Below are 18063 nucleotides of genomic sequence, written 5' to 3' on the forward strand. Positions count from 1 at the left end.
ATGAAAACTCGCCGATTGGCGAGTCCGATAGGACGAAGCCAGAGGCGTAGTTGAATTTATGCGTTAGGAAATTATAAATTTTGAAAAAAATTTATAATTTCCTATTAGCCAAAAAAAAGAACCATTTTATAGAATTTCTATAAAATGGCCCCCTTTTGTTTTTTATAAGAACATATCTAATATTAAAGTAAATACTAATCCGGAAACAGCAACGATTGTGGAAAGAACGGTATAGGTTCCGAATGCTTCTTTCAAAGTCATGCCCATAGATTCTTTAACCATCCAGAATCCCGCGTCGTTAACGTGAGATGCAATGGCACTACCTGCACCAGTTGCAAGTGCAACTAACTCTAAGTTAACATTCGGCATAGTTGCAAGTAACGGAAGAACCAAGCCAGGAGTTGTTAAGGTTGCAACAGTTCCTGATCCGAGACAAACACGAAGTAATGCTGCGACAATCCAAGCAAACAGAACCGGTGACATATGAGAACCTTCAAATAATTTAGCAACATAATCACCAACGCCGCCATCAACAATAACCTGTTTTAAGGCACCGCCGCCGCCGATAATCAATAGCAGCATCCCTAATGCATTGACAGCTGAACCACAGGAATCCATCAACTTGCCCATCGGAATTTTTCTTGCTATGCCCATTGTGTAAACAGCGAACAGAACGGAAAGAATCATAGCGGTGTCAGAGTTCGTGATAAAGCGAATTCCGGTGATTAACGCATTTTCTTTTAATCCCATAATATCGACAATCGCACCAATCGCCATTAAGATAACAGGGAATAAGGCAGTGAAAACGCTGATTCCAAAACCAGGTGTTTCTTCTAATTTAAATGATTTCGCCACACCAAAGGACGAACTGACTTCTCTATTGAATGCAGATGGAACAATTTTTTGAGCCAATTTTGGATACCAAATACCTGCAATAATAACAGTTGGTATCGCAACAATGATTCCGTACAGTAACATTAGACCAACATTTGCATGATATTCAGCAGCAACAGCAATTGGACCTGGATGCGGCGGCAAGAAAGCATGTGCTGCCAATGCAGCCGTAACCATTGGAAGACCTAATTTAACAACCGAAACTTTTGCTTCTTTTGCGATTGAGAAGATAATCGGAATTAATAATACAATGGTAACCTCAAGGAATAAGGCAATACCGCATATGAATGAAGCGATTAAAACAGCCCATTGAATTCGTTTTTCACCAAATTTGTCAATTAACGTTGTGGCAATGCGATGTGCACCACCTGCATCGGCGATCAAGCGGCCAAGCATGGCGCCAAGTCCAAAAATGATTCCGATATGGCCAAGTGTCCCGCCTAAACCGGTTTCAATTGAATGAACAACATCCTTCACTGGAATTCCCAATAGTAGGGCAACGATAAAGGAAACAATAATTAAGGATACAAATGTGTTCAATTTGAATCGCATAATTAAAAGAAGTAATAATAGTACCCCGATAGCAATTATGACTAAAGGCATAATGTCATCCCCCATGTAGTATTTTTTTTATTTTTTAAATGTTGCAACCTATCGTTTTACACATGATGCTTTTAGATTTATCATGCCTTAAAGTCTCAGTACTTTCACAGAATTCTCTTTTATCACACGTGCAAGTGCTTACAAATAAGAAGAAAAAATAAAGACTTGTTAGAGTCGTTTGTGAAAGCCCTTTTTAAACTTTGGTGCATTTTACCTAAATCATGGTAAATAGATAATATTTGCAACACATTTATCCGCTCAATGTTTCGAACAAAACCGAAATTAAAATAACGTTGGTATTTGCATCACATTGGGAACGTTATCATTTTATACTGTAACGAATAATCTTGTCAATAGGATAAAACAGATTGATTTTGTTTATTTTTTCAACAGTTATGAAACACGATCAGAAAATTACCACTTATTACATTCAACATCTTAATAAATTACTGGCTAACGTTATTTTTCCCATTCTTTTTATTTATTCTCTCCTTAAAAATTTGTTTTCAAAAAAAATACGGATAAAGGGCTAACACCTTTATCCGCATTTCTTATTCAAAATTCCTATTGGTCTATTCTCCAATGATAACACGAAGAACATTTGGACGGTCTTTGAAGGTTTTCGTGCCGGCACCATAACCAATGACCTTTACTTCCATCGATGGAATGGTGCAAAACTCCTCTGCTAGTACGGCTGCAATCGCTGCACCTGTTGGGGTTGTCAGTTCAAATCTGACATCACTTTGTTCAATCGGCACACCTTTTAAAATTTCTAATGTGGCTGGTGCCGGGATTGGATAAATGCCGTGGTCGATAAGTATTCTTCCTGTGCCGACAGGAATAGGTGAGGACTTGACTTTCTGTATGTCTAGTTGATGAAGTAAGATTGCTGCACCAACAATATCAATGATGGAGTCGACGGCACCTACTTCATGAAAATGAACCTTTTCTAATGGCACACCATGAATATGTCCTTCCGCTTCACCAATTTTGCGAAAGATTTTTAACGAAGTTGCTTTTACTTCAGCTCCCAAATCAGATGATTCAATCATTTTTACAATATCACTGTATGACCGGTGGTGATGACCATGGTCATGATGGTGGTCATGTTCATGATGGTGATTGTGCTCATGATGATGATCGTGTTCATGATGATGATCGTGTTCATGATGATGATCGTGCTCATGATGATGATCATGCTCATGGTGATGGTCATGCTCATGATGGTGGTCGTGTTCATGATGGTGGTCGTGTTCATGATGGTGGTCGTGTTCATGATGGTGATCATGTTCATGGTGATGGTCATGCTCATGATGGTGGTCGTGCTCATGATGGTGCTCGTGTTCATGATGGTGATCATGCTCATGATGGTGATGGTCAGCATGTGTCAACAACACATCAAACTTCGTACTAGTAATACCGTTCTTCACAATTTTCTTCCAGGTTAATTGATATTCATCTTCAAAATGAAGCTTTTTTAATTCTTTCTCTAAAACAGCAGGGTCTGCCCCTGCATCAAGGAGGGCGCCGATAAACATATCCCCGCTGACCCCTGAAAAACAGTCAATATAAAGTGTTCTCATCCTTGGTTTGCTCCTTTTTTTGCGATGTTATCAATCAGGACAGCGTTGTATGCTCCACCAAATCCATTATCAATATTGACCACACTGATACCTGAGGCGCAGGAATTCAACATCGTCAGCAGGGCGGACAAACCGTTGAAATTTGCACCATATCCAATGCTCGTCGGAACGGCGATGACCGGATGAGAGACAAGACCGCCAACCACACTCGGCAGTGCCCCTTCCATGCCTGCAACAACGACGGAGACTGTCGCCTGTTGGATTTGTTCAATATTATCAAATAAGCGGTGGATTCCTGCAACACCTACATCATAAAAGCGGCGGACGTTACTGCCCAGCGCTTCGGCCGTAACCGCAGCCTCTTCTGCCACTTTCAGATCGGACGTGCCTGCGCAAACAATGGCAATATAGCCTTGATAATCATCCACTTTAGTGGTGTTCTTTTTCCAAAAGAGAATTTGCGCTGTTTCATTATAAATAAATTCCGGATGTTCCTGAAGGATATAATCCGCCTTATCTTTTGAAATTCGTGTCACCAATACATCGTTATCTTTTGACCGGATTGCATGGATAATGGAAAGGATCTGCTCTCGCGTCTTCCCTTCCCCATATATCACTTCCGGGAACCCCTGCCGATTCTTCCGGTGATGGTCGACCTTTGCAAACCCCAAATTCTCATAGGTAGCTAACTTTTCTTTTGCCTCAGAAACCGTTAATTTGCCACTTTGGACTTGTGATAATATCTCTTCTAACATTATTTTCACACACCTTAAACAAACTTGTTCGAACCAAACCATATCAACTATTATTTTCCTCGACTAGTCCAAACATACTTTGAAGCCGCTATTTGCCGGCCCACCCAATTATAGAATAATCTTCTTTAAAAAGCACAACTGAAGGTTTTTACTTTTTCAAAATCAATAGGTGTGAGGCATGGGGACGGTTCTTGTGCCTCAAAAAGTATCACGGGAGCCCTTTATAGGTATAAAGTCCGAGGGAATTTAGAGGGATATTACTTTTGCCTTTCATTTCATAAAATACATATATGGGGGTTAGCAATATGTTCAAAAAACTAATTATCTTGGTTATTCTTTTATCAGTTTTATTGGCATTGGTTTTGCTGAAAAATAATACACCTTCTCCTGTGAACAATACGCCAACGGCAAGCAGCGACTCCGCTGGGTTCACTACTATAGAATACGAGATTACCGATATTAAGGGTGAGCAATACTACGGTAAAAGTACCGACGGGACGAAAATCGAATTTTCTGCGGATAAAATCAGCGAGGGTGAAAGGGTTCAAGTTCACGATACGGTCATTTGCTATTTTGATAAGCATAATTTTGGAAAAGGGTTAGTGAAAGTTGAAAAGAAATAAGCACCTGTAAGCTTGATGCTACAAAAAAATGCACATGGGGTTTGGGATGCAAACCGCATGTGCATTTTTTATTGGCAACTTCAATAAAGACAACCTATTAGAAAGAGATTTCGTCCGTTTCCCTTGATTAGGGAGTCGGGCTTTTTTTTACTGTTTTTGCTGATGAAACGCGAGAACCGTCGCTGTGTTTCGTTTTTCACCCTTAGCGATGATGCGCAAGAACCGTCCCCGTGCACCACTGAGTAGGTGGTACATGGTTGGGACGATGACGAGTGTGAGCAGGGTGGATGTGAGCAGGCCGGATATGACGACGATGGCGAGTGATTTGGAGATGAGTCCGCCTTCGTCGGATAGGGCCAATGGCAATAGAGCGCCGATTGTGGCAAGTGCCGTCATCAGGATAGGACGAAGGCGGGTTTTTCCAGCCTCAAGCAGGGCGGCTTTTAGTTCCATGCCCTTCTGTTCATTTTGCTTCACCCGGTCCATCAGCACAATGGCATTGGTGACCACGATTCCGATTAACATTAAAAATCCTACTAACGCCGGCATTCCTAGTGCCTGGTTCGTCAAATACAATCCCAGCAATCCGCCGGAGAATAAGAATGGCAGCGACGAGAGAATTGCTATAGGCATTAACGTGTTGCCAAATGCAACAAGCATCACAATAAACACCAGCACAACAGCGACTGCCATGGCAATCATCATATTCGTAAAACCTTCATTCATTGCTTGCGCCTGGCCTTCTGAATGATAGGTGACTCCTGCCGGCAAATCCAAGGCTTTCATCCGTTTATCCACCTCTGCCTGCACACCCGAAGCGTTATCGGTGGTTATACGGCCCGTCACCTGCACATATTGCTGCTGATTCAACCGGTATAACGCAGACGGACTTGGTGCCTTTTTCAAGGTTGCCACTTCGGAAAGGGTGACCTGCTGTCCCAGTGCATTCGCCATGCTTTGGCTCATAATCTTATCAATAGAGTCTAACGAATCCCCTGCCAAGGACAAATGAATGTTTGTCGTTTTTCCTTCCACCTGCATGTTGGCAACCGTATCTCCGGAAATCAGCTCCCTAACATAACCTGCCACCATAATCGGGTTTAACCCCTTTTCAGCCGCTTTTGCATCATCAATTTCCAGCTGCAGCTGTTCCTTCACACCAGAAAGGTTGGATTCGACATTTTCCAGACCATCGATACCTTTCAGCTTTTCTGTAATCATTTTTCCAGCCTTCTCTAAATCCTCGGCATTCCCGCCTTCAACCATTAACGCCAAGCCGCTTGTTCCGACAAGGCCAACGGGACTGAGCGCTACTAGCATTTGAGAATCAAGCTTTTCTACCTTGTTTCGGACCCGTTTCTCAAAATCAGTTGTTTGATTCTTCGTGGTGTCATCCTTCAGGTCAATCGATAAACGGACATATTCCCCATTCACCACGACTTGAACATGTTTCACCTGTTTTTCCTTCTTTAAGATTTCTTCCATCTTTACAGCAATCTGGTTTGATTTTTCCAACGAAGTTCCAGCCGGTAAATCACCTGTCAGACGGTACGATACGGCTTTTTCCTGCGGCAGGAAGTTCTTTGGAATTAGCGGAACTAAGACTAGCGATCCGGCAAATAGGACAACAGCCAAAATGATCGTGATTGCCCGTTTATTCAACACCCAGGCTAGCGTATGCCGATATGCTTTTTCAAAAATGGATTCCTTGATCTCTTGGTGTTTTATTTTTAGTAAAAATAACTTCGCCAACAGCGGCACGACAGTTAGCGAGACGATCAATGAGAAAGCCAGTGCCACAATGACCGTAATGCCGAACGGGGCAAAGAAGCGGCCAATGATTCCAGGTACAAAGGAAAGCGGGCCAAAGACGGCAATCGTCGTCAACGTTGAAGAAGTGATGGCTCCGCCCACTTCCTTTGCCGCTGTCAGCACAAGCTTTTCATTTCGGTTAGGGCTTGTTAGTGTGCGGCGGTACACATTTTCGATGACCACGATTGAGTCATCAATGACGCGGCCGACTGCCACGGCGATTCCGGCGAGTGTCATCATGTTTAAGCTATAGTCAAAATACTTCAGCGTAATCATTGAGGCCAAGATGGACAGCGGAATGGAAAGCACAGCCACCAGCGTTGCCCTGATGTTACGTAAGAAAAGAAAAGTGACAATTACGGCGAACAATGTTCCGAGCAATACCTCGCGAAGCATGCCATCGACAGATGATTTCACTTCTTTTGACGTATCAAATAATTTCGTTAAGGTGTAGCCAGCTGGAAGATCCAGTGCATTCAGCTTTTCCTTTGCTTGCGAAACGACTTCAACGGTATTGGCGCCAGGCAGTGCCTTCATTTCAACAAGGACTGCAGGCTTTTCATTCAGGCGGGTATACACCATTTCTTGTTTGTTTGTGTAAGAAATGACGGCAATGTCGGCCAGCCGCAATTTTTCGACCACGCCGGTTGGCCCTTGCGCCAAGATTTGAATTGCCTTTACATCCTCAACCGAAGCGAGCTTGAAATCGGCCTGCACATTTAATGCCTTTTCATTGATATTGACCTGCCCGGCTGGGAATGAAAAATGGTGAGCCTGCAGTGTTTGCTTGACCGTATCATAGGTCACACCGTGCTGCTTCATTTTTTCCGGATCGAGCTTGATGGCCACTTCCTTTTCAGTTTCACCCGAAATATCGATGGCGCCAGATCCATCAATTCCGGTCAAGGCCGGCTTGATCCGCTCGTTGATATATTGCGTTAGGTCGGATTGATTAGCAGTTTCCGACGACAGTGCAAAGGTAAAGACCGGCATTGCGGAAGGGCCATCCTTTAGAATCTCCGGTTTTTCTGCACCGGCAGGCAGCTTGATCGTTGAGGCTGCTGTCGTGACTTCCTTCTCCGCTTCATCCATATCCTTGCTCATCTCAAACTCCAGAACTCCGACAACCACATTACTGTGGGCTTCGATATATAAGTTATCAAGCTTCTTGATTCCCGACAGCGTTTCTTCGAGCGGTTTGCCGATATCCTCTAATCCTTGCTCCGGGGTAGCGCCGACATATGGAACCTGAACGATGATATACGGAATGTCAACATTCGGCATCGACTCCATTTTCATTGTTTTGACGGAATAAATCCCCCCAGCAATCACCATCAACATGGCGATAAAAATAACCCCCGCATTCTTTAATGAAAACCTAATCCACGATTTCATAACTTCTTTTCCCCTTTTTATTCGGATGTATTTGGATGTATTTACCTTTTTTATTATAGAGTTTCCAACCCCCCATCAACCTCGGGCAGCTGCTGTAATTGTAACTAAGACCTCAGACCTAGAGGGAATGAGGCATGGGGACGGTTCTTGTGCATCAAAATGGTGGTGTTAATCAAGCTGAAGTGAGGCATGAGAACCGTCCCCACGCTCTACTTTCTGTAAATCATGGTCGATAGGCCGATGATTAGGGCGTTGTAAAGGATGAATAGGGCGATTAGGTGGATGATGCTTGGTTCTGTTGTGAATTGGAGGATGGCGATGTCGCTTGGTCCGATTAGGTGATTGATGGTCAGGTTTTGGGCCATATGAGCAAAGGTGACTGGCATCAATTTTCGTCCGCTTCGCAAATAAACGTACAAAAGCGAGCAGCTGGTGGTCAGCAAAAACAGGATGTAAATCGGATCGAAACCTTTGAATACATGGGACAGCATGAAAAACAAACTAGTAATCAAGTAAAGCTTTATCGTACTAAGATGGTCGAGGTTGGTCACCAGGTACCATCTGAACAACACTTCTTCCGTTAAGGCAGCCTGAAACCAGGCAAACGCCGCAAGCAACAGCAGCAGGTAGAACGTGACGTTCGAAAACACCGCAAGATTCCATTCAACCGAAAATTGATCCACTTTGGCAGCCTGAAACAGGTAAATCAAGACCATAACGGCCGTTAACAATACGGAAAGTATCGAAAATAGCACATCCTTCCGATTCAGCTTAAGCCGTAACGTAGAAAAAGATTTTTTATCGACATATTTGTAGAAAAGCAGGATTGAAACGGTTTGGAGCACAGCCCCAATCACCGTAAGCGTCCCCCACTGGACGATGTTCAAGGGATCCATCCTTTTGCCCCAAAAAACCATTAAGGCAAACAGCGTTAAGACATTTATCAAGACAATCGATAACGAGCGAATGTAATTCTTTTTCAATTTAAAAACCCCCCGTGAATTTGTATCTCTAATGTAACGCTTGAAACAGCATCATCGTAGTGCCGAAAAGTCATAACCTTTCAGGGGGGAAGATGACTTTCGGTTACTTTCTACCATGACTTTTTTTCAATGATGAAGGAGGGGCTGGGTTTCGCCCCATTAAAAAAAGCTGCCAATATAGGTCAGCTTTTTGCATCTATTTTCTCTTTTCCGGCAGCAGGCACTCCTCCATTGCTTTTGTAATCGCAGCGGAGCGGTTTTTAACATCAAGCTTCGAATAGATGCTGGAGATATAATTTTTCACCGTCCCTAGGGATAAGAACATTTTTTCCGAAATGGCCTTGTTCTGGAAGCCATGGGAGAGAAGGCTCAAAATCTTCAATTCCTGCTGGTTCAGGTCGTACGGGTTGCTGGCGGAAGGTTTCTCTTCCTCCGGGGCAGCGGCCTGTGATTCGGACACACTTTGAAAAACTTCTCTTGCCAAATGCTGCGGCACAAGCGAACCGCCGTAATAGACAAGTTCGATTCCTCTTAGCAAAAACTGCGGATCCACCGCTTTTAAAATGTAACCCTCTGCGCCTGCCTGAAGTGCGGTCCGGACGTGGTCGATATCTTCAAACGTCGTTAAAATGATAATCTTGGCTTGCGGCCACGTATCCTTAATCACCTTGGTGGCCTGAACCCCATCCATGATTGGCATGTCAATATCCATCAAAATCACATCAGGCACCGACCGCTCACAATGGGCAATCGCCGCTTCCCCATTTTCGGCCAATACAATATCCTTTAGGTCTGATATGCTTTCCAAGACAATTTTTAAGCTTTTTCGAATTAATTCTTGATCCTCAACAATCATTAATCGAATCATCCTTCACTCCACTCCTTTGGAACTGGAACCATACAGGTGACTGCCGTTCCCTGTTTTTCATTGGACTCAATATGGAAGGAGCCGCCAAGGTTTATCAGCCGGTCTTTCATCGACTTAAGACCGAAGCCATATTGAATTTGCTCACGACCCACGCCATTATCCTTTATGCGCAATAGAATCATCGTCTCGGTGAATTGAAGGGTAACTGTTATATTTGTCGCCTGCCCATGCCGTTTCGCGTTGGTCAGAGACTCTTGAAGGCTGCGCATCAGGACGTGCTTTCCTCCATCAGTGATTTCGGCTTCATGCCCGCTCACCTGAAAATCAACGATTGTCTCTGTATGGGTGGAGAATTCGTCAATTAAACTTTGGCATATGGCAGTCAAGGCCTGGTCTCTCCAATCCCCCGACAGCTGATGGATGGTTTTTCGAACATCCGCCAAGCCTTTTCGAGTCAACTGCGATAGCTCCTGAATCGAGGAGACCGCCGCCTCTTTATTGGCCTTGATGATAAACGGAAGCGCATCAAGGCTGGCAATCACCGATGTGAAAACATGTCCCACCGTATCGTGCATATCCTTTGAAACCCGGCTTCTTTCTTCTTTTATCACCAATTCTTCAATTCTTTTCGTATATTGCTCCAGGGTTTTATTTTTTTCACGGATGAAATTTAGCAGTTCATTGCGATGCTGGTTCATCATACCGATCCTCCCGAGCATGAACCCGAAGCCGTATAGCATCGCCATATCGGCAAACCGCCCCCAGGAATCCTGTTTGAAAAAATAATCGCCGGCCAGCGCTCCTGTAAAAACAAGAACTGCGCTCAGGATGGGGGAAATCCAAATATATGGGCGGGACTGGCTGACAAAGGCGATGGTGAAAAGCGGGAAACTGATGATGCTTAGGATTTCCGGGCCCAAGTGATGGAATTGGCTGACCAGAAAGATGAACATGCTGCCTGTCAGGGTCAATTCTGCGGTTAAATAGAGGTGGAGCTGAATCTTCCCAGGCCTGTAAAAAAGGTAGGGAACAACCAAAATGAGCAAAAACCATATGGAGAGCAGCATTTTTTGGGCGGGGTCTGGATAAAGCGGGAGTGCATTGATCGATACATTAAAGACAATCCAGAAAATCCGGATGAAAAAAATAAAGGTATCAAGCGAGGACCATATTCGTTTTTCTATATGGACATCCATTTTGATCATCTTCCTTTAGAAGAGTTTTTCTAATTACATAGGAACCTGGCCCATTGTGCTATTAATCATTTTATCATTTAAACTACTGTTTTGGAATATTTATCCTTTTTCGATTTTGTGATAAAAAAACTCCCGCAGTGTTGTGCTGAAGGAGTCTTGGGATATTTATTTTATTTTGCGGATGTTCTGGATGAGGCACAAGAACCGTCCCCATGCATCACACCACTGGTGAGGCACGAGAACCGTCCCCGCGTATCCGAGTTTTAGCTAAGCGCGACCAAGGTCATTTGTTGTCCTCTTTTGGCTTCAAGGGTTAGGGTCACTTGTTTTCCTTGGCGGTTAAAAAGTTCATTGATCATGTTGCCTGATGCTTTTGCACTGTAGGTCCGGCCATCAGGGGTGTTGAAACGAAAGACACCGTTTGGGTTTACTCCGCCGATTTGTGCTGTTACGCTAATTTGACTTGGCGCGGAGGCAGTTGCCTCACTAGGGATGTTAATAGTTTGGCCAATTTTCAGCTTGACCGGGTTCACTGTTGGGTTTAGTGCCTGAATGGCTGCAACTGAGAACCCAAGCGCTTTACTGATTTTTGTAAAAGTATCCCCGCTCTTAATCACATACACAGATGTACTTGTCGTTGAGCTGTTGTTGTTTATACTAGAATCATTATTTGCAATTGCAGGTGCGTTATTGGTTAAATAGGCTGCACTCACAAATGCTGTTTTGCCATTGTATTGAATTTGCGCCCAACCGTAAGAGGTTGAGATCACGGACACTCCTTCGTTAAACTTTAACGAACCGAGTACGGCACCGCTCATGGAAGCAGATTCTCTGACTCTTAATGATGTGGCGGTCACAAACATCGTTTTTGCTTGAGAAGCAATAACTTGTTTTTGCGAAAGGTACGCTGCACTAACATAACAAACGCGTCCGTTAATCAGGATAGCCGCCCATCCGTTTTCGATAAATGCAACCTTGACATTTTCCCCTTTTTTATAGGTTCCAAGTATGCTGCTATCCGTGTTCGGCCGGGAACGGACATTCAGGGTTGTGGCGTTCACAGTCCTGTCTTCCACTTTTGGCAATAGAATTTTTTTACCGTTAATGGACCTAATCCCATTGGCGTCTAATATCTCCTGCGCGGTGACTCCGTGTTTTGCCGCGATGGTTTCAATATTTTCACCCGATTTAACCTGATAGGTGTATTCTTGAATAAATGCGGCATTCGCTGCACTTGTAAACAAACCAAAAACTACGGTAAAAATGCCTGTCACAACAAGCTTTTTCACGACATTGCTTTGAATCCATTCGTTAACCTGTGAAACATATGTATTCCAATTTGCCCGAATGTCTTTTAAGAAGCCTTTAACATCTAACACATTTCGGATATCAAACTGGATGCTTTTATAATATTCACGTTTTTCCATCCTTGAAGTGAATACTGGCAGACTTTGCGTTTTCTTGCCGTTTCCGTACGTCACTTTCCTGCTAAGCGTCATTTCCCCATTTACAACCATTTCTCTCGTCAAAATCATCATGTCTCCAATTCTCTCTCTATTTGGTTAAAACTGCCCCACTATAGTAATCGTCACAAAGGATCATTTTACGTCCCAAAATTGTCATAATTAGTCGAAAATAGATGAAGTTGGACTGATTTCCATGTTTTCTTAACAGAAATGGGTATTGTCTTTGCTTGAAAAAGAAGAGAGGGAAATGGGGGCACAGGTAAAGCAAAGGGACGGTTCTTGTGCCTCAATTTTTGAGGCACGAGAACCGTCCCCATGCATCATTATCTGATGAGAGTTGGACCGACTAGTGCTTGTGGGTTTTCGCCTAATGCGAGTTTGCTGATGTTTACGTAGCCTAATTGTTTGTAGTTGTTTAGCAGTTGTTTTAGGTCACGGAATTTGTTGTCTGTTTTCAATTTTTCTATTTCACCATAATAAACTGACAGAACGTATTCATCCTGGGTTGCTGGCTCGTAATGGCTTGAGTCTTCCTCCATCAGTAAGGAACCCATATATTGATATCCATAATGAAATTGGCGAGTCAGTTTAATGATATTAATAAATTTTTGATAAATGGAAGCATTTAATTTTTCGATAGCTGTTTGCACATTTTTTAATTCGTTATAGCTTGAAACGATGACCATGTATTTCTCCCCCTTGATTCGTATTAATCCCATGGCTTATCTACTGTAAGTTTAGACACGAGTTCTTTGTTTTGCTGCCTTTTCAGCTTGCGGATTTGTTCACGTTCTTTGCCTGTTTCAAAAAGAAACTTTTCTTCCTCTGTTTCCGGAATCACCGCTGGCACTTCGATTGGCCGTTTATTTTCATCTAAAGGAACAAACGTAAAGAACGCCGTTGCCGCAATTCTGCGGTTTCCTGTTTCCAAATCCTCAGCAACTACCTTGCAGAAAATCTCCATTGACTTTTTCCCTGTATAGCTGACAAAGGATTCGATGCAGACCGAATCACTGACGCGAATTGGTTCGATGAAATTGACGGAATCCGTTGATGCTGTTACACATTCTTTTATCCGTGTATGTCTGCGGGCAGAAAGCACTGCACAGGCATCCATTTTCTTCATTAGAACGCCGCCGAATAATGTATGGTAGTTGTTCAAATCATTGATGAGCACTTGGTCGGTTTGAACAACACGTGTTTCTTTCACTTTTTTTGTTTGCATTTCCATCACCCTATATATAAAAATACCTTTCGAAGCGGCAGCCCCGTTGGCATTAATTTTTTTGATATAGAAAATTATATTACGGCCACTGTGTTATAATACAATGCCGATAGAACATGGTGTTCATAACAAAACTGTATGAAAGCGCCTCCTGTCAGGTGGAACCGAAAAAAGCTCCCCCTTTTACAAGAGGAAGCTTTCTAATAATTTCCAGTGGAGGGGTTTTCCTTCGCCAGTTTTACCCTCGCAAAGCGGATAAACTCTTTGGCAACCTTCGATAGGTGCTCATCCTTTTTCCAAATCAACGCCAGATTCCATTCAATCACCGGATTAGTGACGGGAATGGTTTTAAAATCATTTTTCAATTCCAAACAAGTAGTCTCAGGCAATAATGTAATCCCGATATTGTAGGCAACCAATTCCTGAATAAAGTCCAACTGTGAGGTTTCAGAAATAATCGCCGGTTGAAAGCCCGCCTGCCTGCAGGCCGTGATGACGAGATTTCGCAGCTCAAAATCCTTATTAAACATGATAAAGCTTTCTTCTTTCAGTTCCTGCAGTGACACTTCTTTTTTGGCGGCCAGACGATGTGATGGTGGAACAACCAGTTTCAGTTTTTCTTTTACAAACATATATTTGTCCAGAAGATCATTTTCTTCAGAAAGAACGATGACTCCAAAGTCGAGTAAACCATTGATAATCTTCTCTTCTATCCGTTTCGACCCATCCTCTTCTAATTGGAAGGTCACCTCTGGATATTCCTGATGGAACGATGCAATCAGCTGCGAGAAAAAAATCGAATTGGTGATCGTCGGAAGCCCGATGCGGACATGCCGCGTTTTTAACTTAAGCACGGTATCAAGCTCTTCGCTCAATAGCTGCAGCTGCTCCTCGACTTTTACGGCATGTTTGACGAGAACCCGCCCCGCATCCGTCAGCTCCAGTTTTTTCCTCGTCCGAATGAACAGAGGCGTCCCCAGCTCATCCTCCAACGACTTAATAATCCTGCTCAGCGCCGGCTGCGTAATAAACAAATTCTCCGCCGCCGTCGTAAAACTCCCCGTCCGTGTAACCTCAATAAAACACTCCAACTGTTTAAACTCCAAATAAATCAAACACCTTATATAGGATTAAATATTATATAGTTTACCACAAATTGATGCATGGGTGATGCATGGGGACGGTTCTTGTGCATCAAAATGACGAGTTCAAAGAGACTGTTTTATGATTTTTCGGGAGACTTTTACAGGGTTCCCGTTTTTCTTTTTCAACCAATCGTTTGGTTGAATCCTTACAAAACCCCGTTATTATACATTTTTCCTTGAATGCAGTGGAAAAACTCGTCGAAAATTGCTTGGGAAATAGAGGATACTTTTCCTCCATACTCGAACAAATTTCGAGTTTTCCTTTAGCAAAAAAAACCACCCTGCCTGAGATGTAAGCAAGCCAGTTTTCGAAAGTGAGGCACGAGAACCGTCCCCATGACCTAATATAATATTGAGTATGAGTACATAATAATAGTTGTGTGAGATCAGAAAAGTCTTCGGAACAGACCCAACCCAGGATTTCTTCTGTACTTCCACAAAAAAGGGATACTGATTTGCTTCAGTACCCCCTTTTTTTCATGCCTTATTTGCAATTTTTAAAAAGACTAATCGGAAAGCGAGATGGAATGAATCGTGTCTAATAGCCAGGGTATGCAACGAGATCAAACGCGAGAACAAATTGAGAAACACGATAAAAGAAACGATATTGAATTAGGCAATGAATTTCAAATTGGAAACACCAGTTCACAAAGCCAGAAAAAAAGCGGACGTCAAGCCAATAAAAAATAACCTCATTTTAATGTAATAAACAAAGCAGTTTGCCCGTTATCGTAGGCAAGCTGCTTTTGAAATTGAGGCATAAGAACCGTCCCTGTGCATCACCATGCATCATTGGAAAACGCACTGAAAATGATGCATGAGAACCGTCCCCATGCATCACATTCTGTTTAGGCGAAGGGCGTTTAGGACTACTGAGACGGAGCTGAAGGCCATGACGGCGCCGGCGAGCCAGGGGGCTAGGAGGCCGAGCATGGCGAATGGGATGCTGATGATGTTGTATAGGAAGGCCCAGAGGAAGTTCTGTTTGATGTTGGTCATAGTGGCTTTGCTGATTTGGATGGCCTCAACCACTTTGCTTAAATCTCCTTTGATGACGGTAATGTCGCCGGATTCGATGGCCAGGTCAGAGCCGGTCCCCATGGCGATGCCGACATCGGCGACAGTCAAGGCCGGAGCATCATTCATCCCGTCCCCCACCATCACTACTTTCTTTCCTTGCTTCTGCAATACTCGGATGATTTCCGCCTTTTGCTGTGGTGTGACGGTCGCTTTCACCTTTGAAATCCCGGTCTTTTTTGCAACCGCCTTGGCAGTCTCAAGGTTGTCGCCTGTCAGCATGATGACGTCCAGTCCCATCCCTTTCAAGCCAGATACCACCACTTTCGAGGCTGATTTTACCTCATCGGCAACAGCAATCATCCCGGCAAAGCGGTTTTGAATCGCAACCGCCATCACCGTCTTCCTTTCTTGTTCAAGTCGTCCAATTTCCTTACCCGCTCTACGCGGGATATAAAGTTTATTTTTCAAAAAATAACTTGGATTCGCAATCAACACGTCTTTTCCGTCCACAACCGCCTTAATCCCATAACCCGGGATCGCGACAACCTCATTTGCAATTGGAAGACTACCTATCCTTCTTCGGGCTTCTGCTACGATAGCCTTCGCGATTGGGTGGCCCGAAGATCCCTCCACCGCACCGATAATGGCAAAGAACTCTCCCTCACTAACATGCTCTACATACACGTCCGTAACGTGCGGCTCGCCTTTCGTGATCGTTCCGGTTTTATCCAAGATTACCGTGGTGCTCTTCCCAAGTAATTCAAGAAACTTCCCTTCTTTAAAAAGAATCCCCGACTGGGCGGCTCGTCCACTCCCCACCATGACGGACGTAGGCGTGGCCAGCCCTAAGGCACAAGGGCAGGCGATAATTAAGACGGCAATCATCTTCTCGAGTGCCTCGCTTAAAACCCCCGGCTGAAGCATCCAATACCACAGAACAAACGTAAGCAGCGCAATCAAAATAATAATCGGGACAAAAATGCCGGTCACTTTATCGGCGATATGCTGAATCGGCGCCTTAGATCCTTGCGCCTCCTCGACAATCCGAATGATTTGCGACAACGTCGTCTCAGAGTCCCGTTTTGTGACCTTTATTTTTAAAGTGCCGTTCTGATTGATGGTCCCAGCATAGACAGCATCACCGTTGCTTTTTTCAACAGGAATGCTTTCTCCTGTTAACAAAGACTCGTCAACCATCGAACTCCCTTCGATTACCTTCCCGTCAATCGGGACCTTTTCGCCAGATTTTACAATAATCACCTGCCCCGGAGACAGTCTGTCAACAGGGGATGGAGATTCCTTTCCATTCAAAAACAAAGTGGCGGTTTTCATCTGTAATTGGTAAAGCTGCTTAATCGCCTGTGTGGTTCTCATTTTGGTTCTAGCTTCAAGAAATTTTCCTAATAAAATGAAAGTAATGATAAAGGCGCTTGTTTCATAATACAACACAGGATGTGCTGAACTATTTAAATGCGTGAATGTTAAATAGTGGCTATAAAAAAAGGCGGCCGACGTACTTAACACGACTAAAACATCCATATTCGCACTGCCGCTTTTCAGCGCCTTCCAAGCCCGTTCATAAAATTTGAACCCGATGACAAATTGAATCGGAATCGTCAAAGCAAATTGGAAGAGGGGCTGGAGAAACAGCTCTGGCACTATAATAAAAGAAGCCCATGTAAAATGCGCAAACATCGCCCACGCCAAAGGTAAAGTAAGCAAGGCAGAGACAAAAAAATGCCGCTTGAGAACCGTCATTTCTTTCCGTTTCTCCAATTCGGACTGAACATGATTCTGCCGGTCGATTTTTGCATCATAGCCTATCTTAATGATTCTATTTATAATTTCTTGAATGCTTGTCCGATTCTTACTGAATGTAACGCGCCCCTTTTCCGTTGCCAGATTGACTTGCACTTCCTCGACCCCGTCTAATTTGGAGACAACCTTTTCAATTCTGGCGGCGCAAGCGGCACAATACATCCCACTAATCTCTATATGGGCAGTTTCCTTCATCCTCGACATTCACCACTTTCAACTTCCTCAAATTAATATATTCTATTAACAATAGGAGAGCTTTAGAACGATGCATGGGGACGGTTCTTGTGCATCAAAACGAGCCGGGAATGAGGAGCGAGAACCGTCCCTGTGCATCACAACGAGCCCAAAATGAGGCACGAGAACCGTCCCCACGTTTCATTTTCGACAAATATAGACAAATTTCTTAAAATCCTTTAATCTATGTAAGGGCAAAATCACTGAAAGGTGATGACGCAAAGCTATAGGGGCCTCTGTGATGGAACAAGGCCAGCCAGCTGCCATCAAATATATAGGGGGAATTTTGATGTCGAAGAGTTACTGGCTTACGCCGGAGGAAGTACTAAGAAGGAAAAAGATGAAGAAAAACCTTGTATATGTCTCTATAGTTTTTGCCACTATCGTTCTTAGTGCATTACTAACGATAGTCTCAAACCAACTGTAGATCCTCAATATCCGAA

The 18063-nt window shown here is 43.6% G+C and carries 15 protein-coding genes and 1 riboswitch; of the genes, 3 read left to right on the top strand and 12 right to left on the bottom strand.

Features of this window, described 5'->3' with window-relative positions:
• Positions 1-162: 162 nt before the first annotated feature.
• The 3 genes from V5M37_RS26495 to larB form a co-directional block, all read right to left on the bottom strand.
• Complete coding sequence (locus V5M37_RS26495) at positions 163-1497, bottom strand: gluconate:H+ symporter (protein WP_423799861.1); 1335 nt, start codon at positions 1495-1497, stop codon at positions 163-165.
• 572 nt (positions 1498-2069) lie between these two features.
• The gene (locus V5M37_RS26500) at positions 2070-3080 is read right to left on the bottom strand and encodes a LarC family nickel insertion protein (RefSeq protein ID WP_423799862.1); all 1011 of its coding nucleotides are present in this window, start codon (positions 3078-3080) and stop codon (positions 2070-2072) included.
• Positions 3077-3835, bottom strand: coding sequence for a nickel pincer cofactor biosynthesis protein LarB (gene larB, locus V5M37_RS26505; protein WP_423799863.1), 759 nt, complete (start codon positions 3833-3835; stop codon positions 3077-3079). The genes V5M37_RS26500 and larB overlap by 4 nt, the downstream gene beginning before the upstream one ends.
• Positions 3836-4140: 305 nt before the next feature.
• On the opposite strand from larB, the gene V5M37_RS26510 reads away from it, so the two are divergent.
• Complete coding sequence (locus tag V5M37_RS26510) at positions 4141-4458, top strand: hypothetical protein (RefSeq protein ID WP_423799864.1); 318 nt, start codon at positions 4141-4143, stop codon at positions 4456-4458.
• Positions 4459-4605: 147 nt separating this feature from the next.
• Here the strand turns inward: V5M37_RS26510 and V5M37_RS26515 are convergent, their stop codons facing one another.
• The 8 genes from V5M37_RS26515 to V5M37_RS26550 all read right to left on the bottom strand — a co-directional run bounded on the left by V5M37_RS26515 (position 4606) and on the right by V5M37_RS26550 (position 14509).
• Positions 4606-7665 carry an efflux RND transporter permease subunit gene (locus V5M37_RS26515; protein WP_423799865.1) on the bottom strand — a complete coding sequence of 1020 codons (3060 nt, stop codon included), beginning with the start codon at positions 7663-7665 and terminating at the stop codon, positions 4606-4608.
• Positions 7666-7874: 209 nt separating this feature from the next.
• The gene (locus V5M37_RS26520) at positions 7875-8648 is read right to left on the bottom strand and encodes a CPBP family intramembrane glutamic endopeptidase (RefSeq protein WP_423799866.1); all 774 of its coding nucleotides are present in this window, start codon (positions 8646-8648) and stop codon (positions 7875-7877) included.
• 196 nt (positions 8649-8844) lie between these two features.
• Positions 8845-9516, bottom strand: a complete 672-nt coding sequence (locus tag V5M37_RS26525; protein ID WP_423799867.1) for a response regulator — start codon at positions 9514-9516, stop codon at positions 8845-8847.
• Positions 9513-10712: a sensor histidine kinase gene (locus V5M37_RS26530; protein WP_423799868.1), complete on the bottom strand. Its 1200-nt coding sequence runs from the start codon at positions 10710-10712 to the stop codon at positions 9513-9515. Before V5M37_RS26530 ends, V5M37_RS26525 begins: the two co-directional genes overlap by 4 nt.
• Positions 10713-10975: 263 nt before the next feature.
• On the bottom strand, positions 10976-12250 hold the full coding sequence (locus V5M37_RS26535; protein WP_423799869.1) for an SH3 domain-containing protein: 1275 nt from the start codon (positions 12248-12250) through the stop codon (positions 10976-10978).
• Between the two features lie 251 nt (positions 12251-12501).
• A complete protein-coding gene (locus V5M37_RS26540) occupies positions 12502-12864 on the bottom strand; it encodes a hypothetical protein (protein WP_423799870.1) in 363 nt (120 codons plus the stop codon).
• A 23-nt stretch (positions 12865-12887) separates the two neighbouring features.
• The gene (locus V5M37_RS26545) at positions 12888-13403 is read right to left on the bottom strand and encodes an acyl-CoA thioesterase (protein ID WP_423799871.1); all 516 of its coding nucleotides are present in this window, start codon (positions 13401-13403) and stop codon (positions 12888-12890) included.
• A 200-nt stretch (positions 13404-13603) separates the two neighbouring features.
• Complete coding sequence (locus V5M37_RS26550; RefSeq protein ID WP_423799872.1) at positions 13604-14509, bottom strand: LysR family transcriptional regulator; 906 nt, start codon at positions 14507-14509, stop codon at positions 13604-13606.
• A gap of 573 nt (positions 14510-15082) precedes the next feature.
• Between V5M37_RS26550 and V5M37_RS26555 the strand changes: the two genes are divergently transcribed.
• Positions 15083-15238: a hypothetical protein gene (locus tag V5M37_RS26555; RefSeq protein WP_423799873.1), complete on the top strand. Its 156-nt coding sequence runs from the start codon at positions 15083-15085 to the stop codon at positions 15236-15238.
• A 147-nt stretch (positions 15239-15385) separates the two neighbouring features.
• Here the strand turns inward: V5M37_RS26555 and V5M37_RS26560 are convergent, their stop codons facing one another.
• Positions 15386-17581, bottom strand: coding sequence for a heavy metal translocating P-type ATPase (locus V5M37_RS26560; RefSeq protein WP_423799874.1), 2196 nt, complete (start codon positions 17579-17581; stop codon positions 15386-15388).
• Positions 17582-17803: 222 nt separating this feature from the next.
• A riboswitch (cyclic di-GMP riboswitch) is annotated at positions 17804-17888 on the top strand.
• A gap of 21 nt (positions 17889-17909) precedes the next feature.
• Here V5M37_RS26560 and V5M37_RS26565 point away from each other — a divergent pair.
• On the top strand, positions 17910-18047 hold the full coding sequence (locus V5M37_RS26565; protein WP_423799875.1) for a hypothetical protein: 138 nt from the start codon (positions 17910-17912) through the stop codon (positions 18045-18047).
• The last annotated feature ends 16 nt before the right edge of the window (positions 18048-18063 follow it).

The organism is Neobacillus sp. SAB-20_R2A, assembly GCF_049568635.1.
GTDB classification, from domain to species: domain Bacteria; phylum Bacillota; class Bacilli; order Bacillales; family Cytobacillaceae; genus Neobacillus; species Neobacillus citreus.

Coding starts and splice junctions, on each gene's coding strand:
- V5M37_RS26495 (WP_423799861.1), bottom strand. CDS start 1,497: ATGCCTTTAGTCATAATTGCTATCGGGGTACTATTATTACTTCTTTTA.
- V5M37_RS26500 (WP_423799862.1), bottom strand. CDS start 3,080: ATGAGAACACTTTATATTGACTGTTTTTCAGGGGTCAGCGGGGATATG.
- larB (WP_423799863.1), bottom strand. CDS start 3,835: ATGTTAGAAGAGATATTATCACAAGTCCAAAGTGGCAAATTAACGGTT.
- V5M37_RS26510 (WP_423799864.1), top strand. CDS start 4,141: ATGTTCAAAAAACTAATTATCTTGGTTATTCTTTTATCAGTTTTATTG.
- V5M37_RS26515 (WP_423799865.1), bottom strand. CDS start 7,665: ATGAAATCGTGGATTAGGTTTTCATTAAAGAATGCGGGGGTTATTTTT.
- V5M37_RS26525 (WP_423799867.1), bottom strand. CDS start 9,516: ATGATTCGATTAATGATTGTTGAGGATCAAGAATTAATTCGAAAAAGC.
- V5M37_RS26530 (WP_423799868.1), bottom strand. CDS start 10,712: ATGGATGTCCATATAGAAAAACGAATATGGTCCTCGCTTGATACCTTT.
- V5M37_RS26535 (WP_423799869.1), bottom strand. CDS start 12,250: ATGATGATTTTGACGAGAGAAATGGTTGTAAATGGGGAAATGACGCTT.
- V5M37_RS26540 (WP_423799870.1), bottom strand. CDS start 12,864: ATGGTCATCGTTTCAAGCTATAACGAATTAAAAAATGTGCAAACAGCT.
- V5M37_RS26545 (WP_423799871.1), bottom strand. CDS start 13,403: ATGCAAACAAAAAAAGTGAAAGAAACACGTGTTGTTCAAACCGACCAA.
- V5M37_RS26560 (WP_423799874.1), bottom strand. CDS start 17,581: ATGAAGGAAACTGCCCATATAGAGATTAGTGGGATGTATTGTGCCGCT.
- V5M37_RS26565 (WP_423799875.1), top strand. CDS start 17,910: ATGTCGAAGAGTTACTGGCTTACGCCGGAGGAAGTACTAAGAAGGAAA.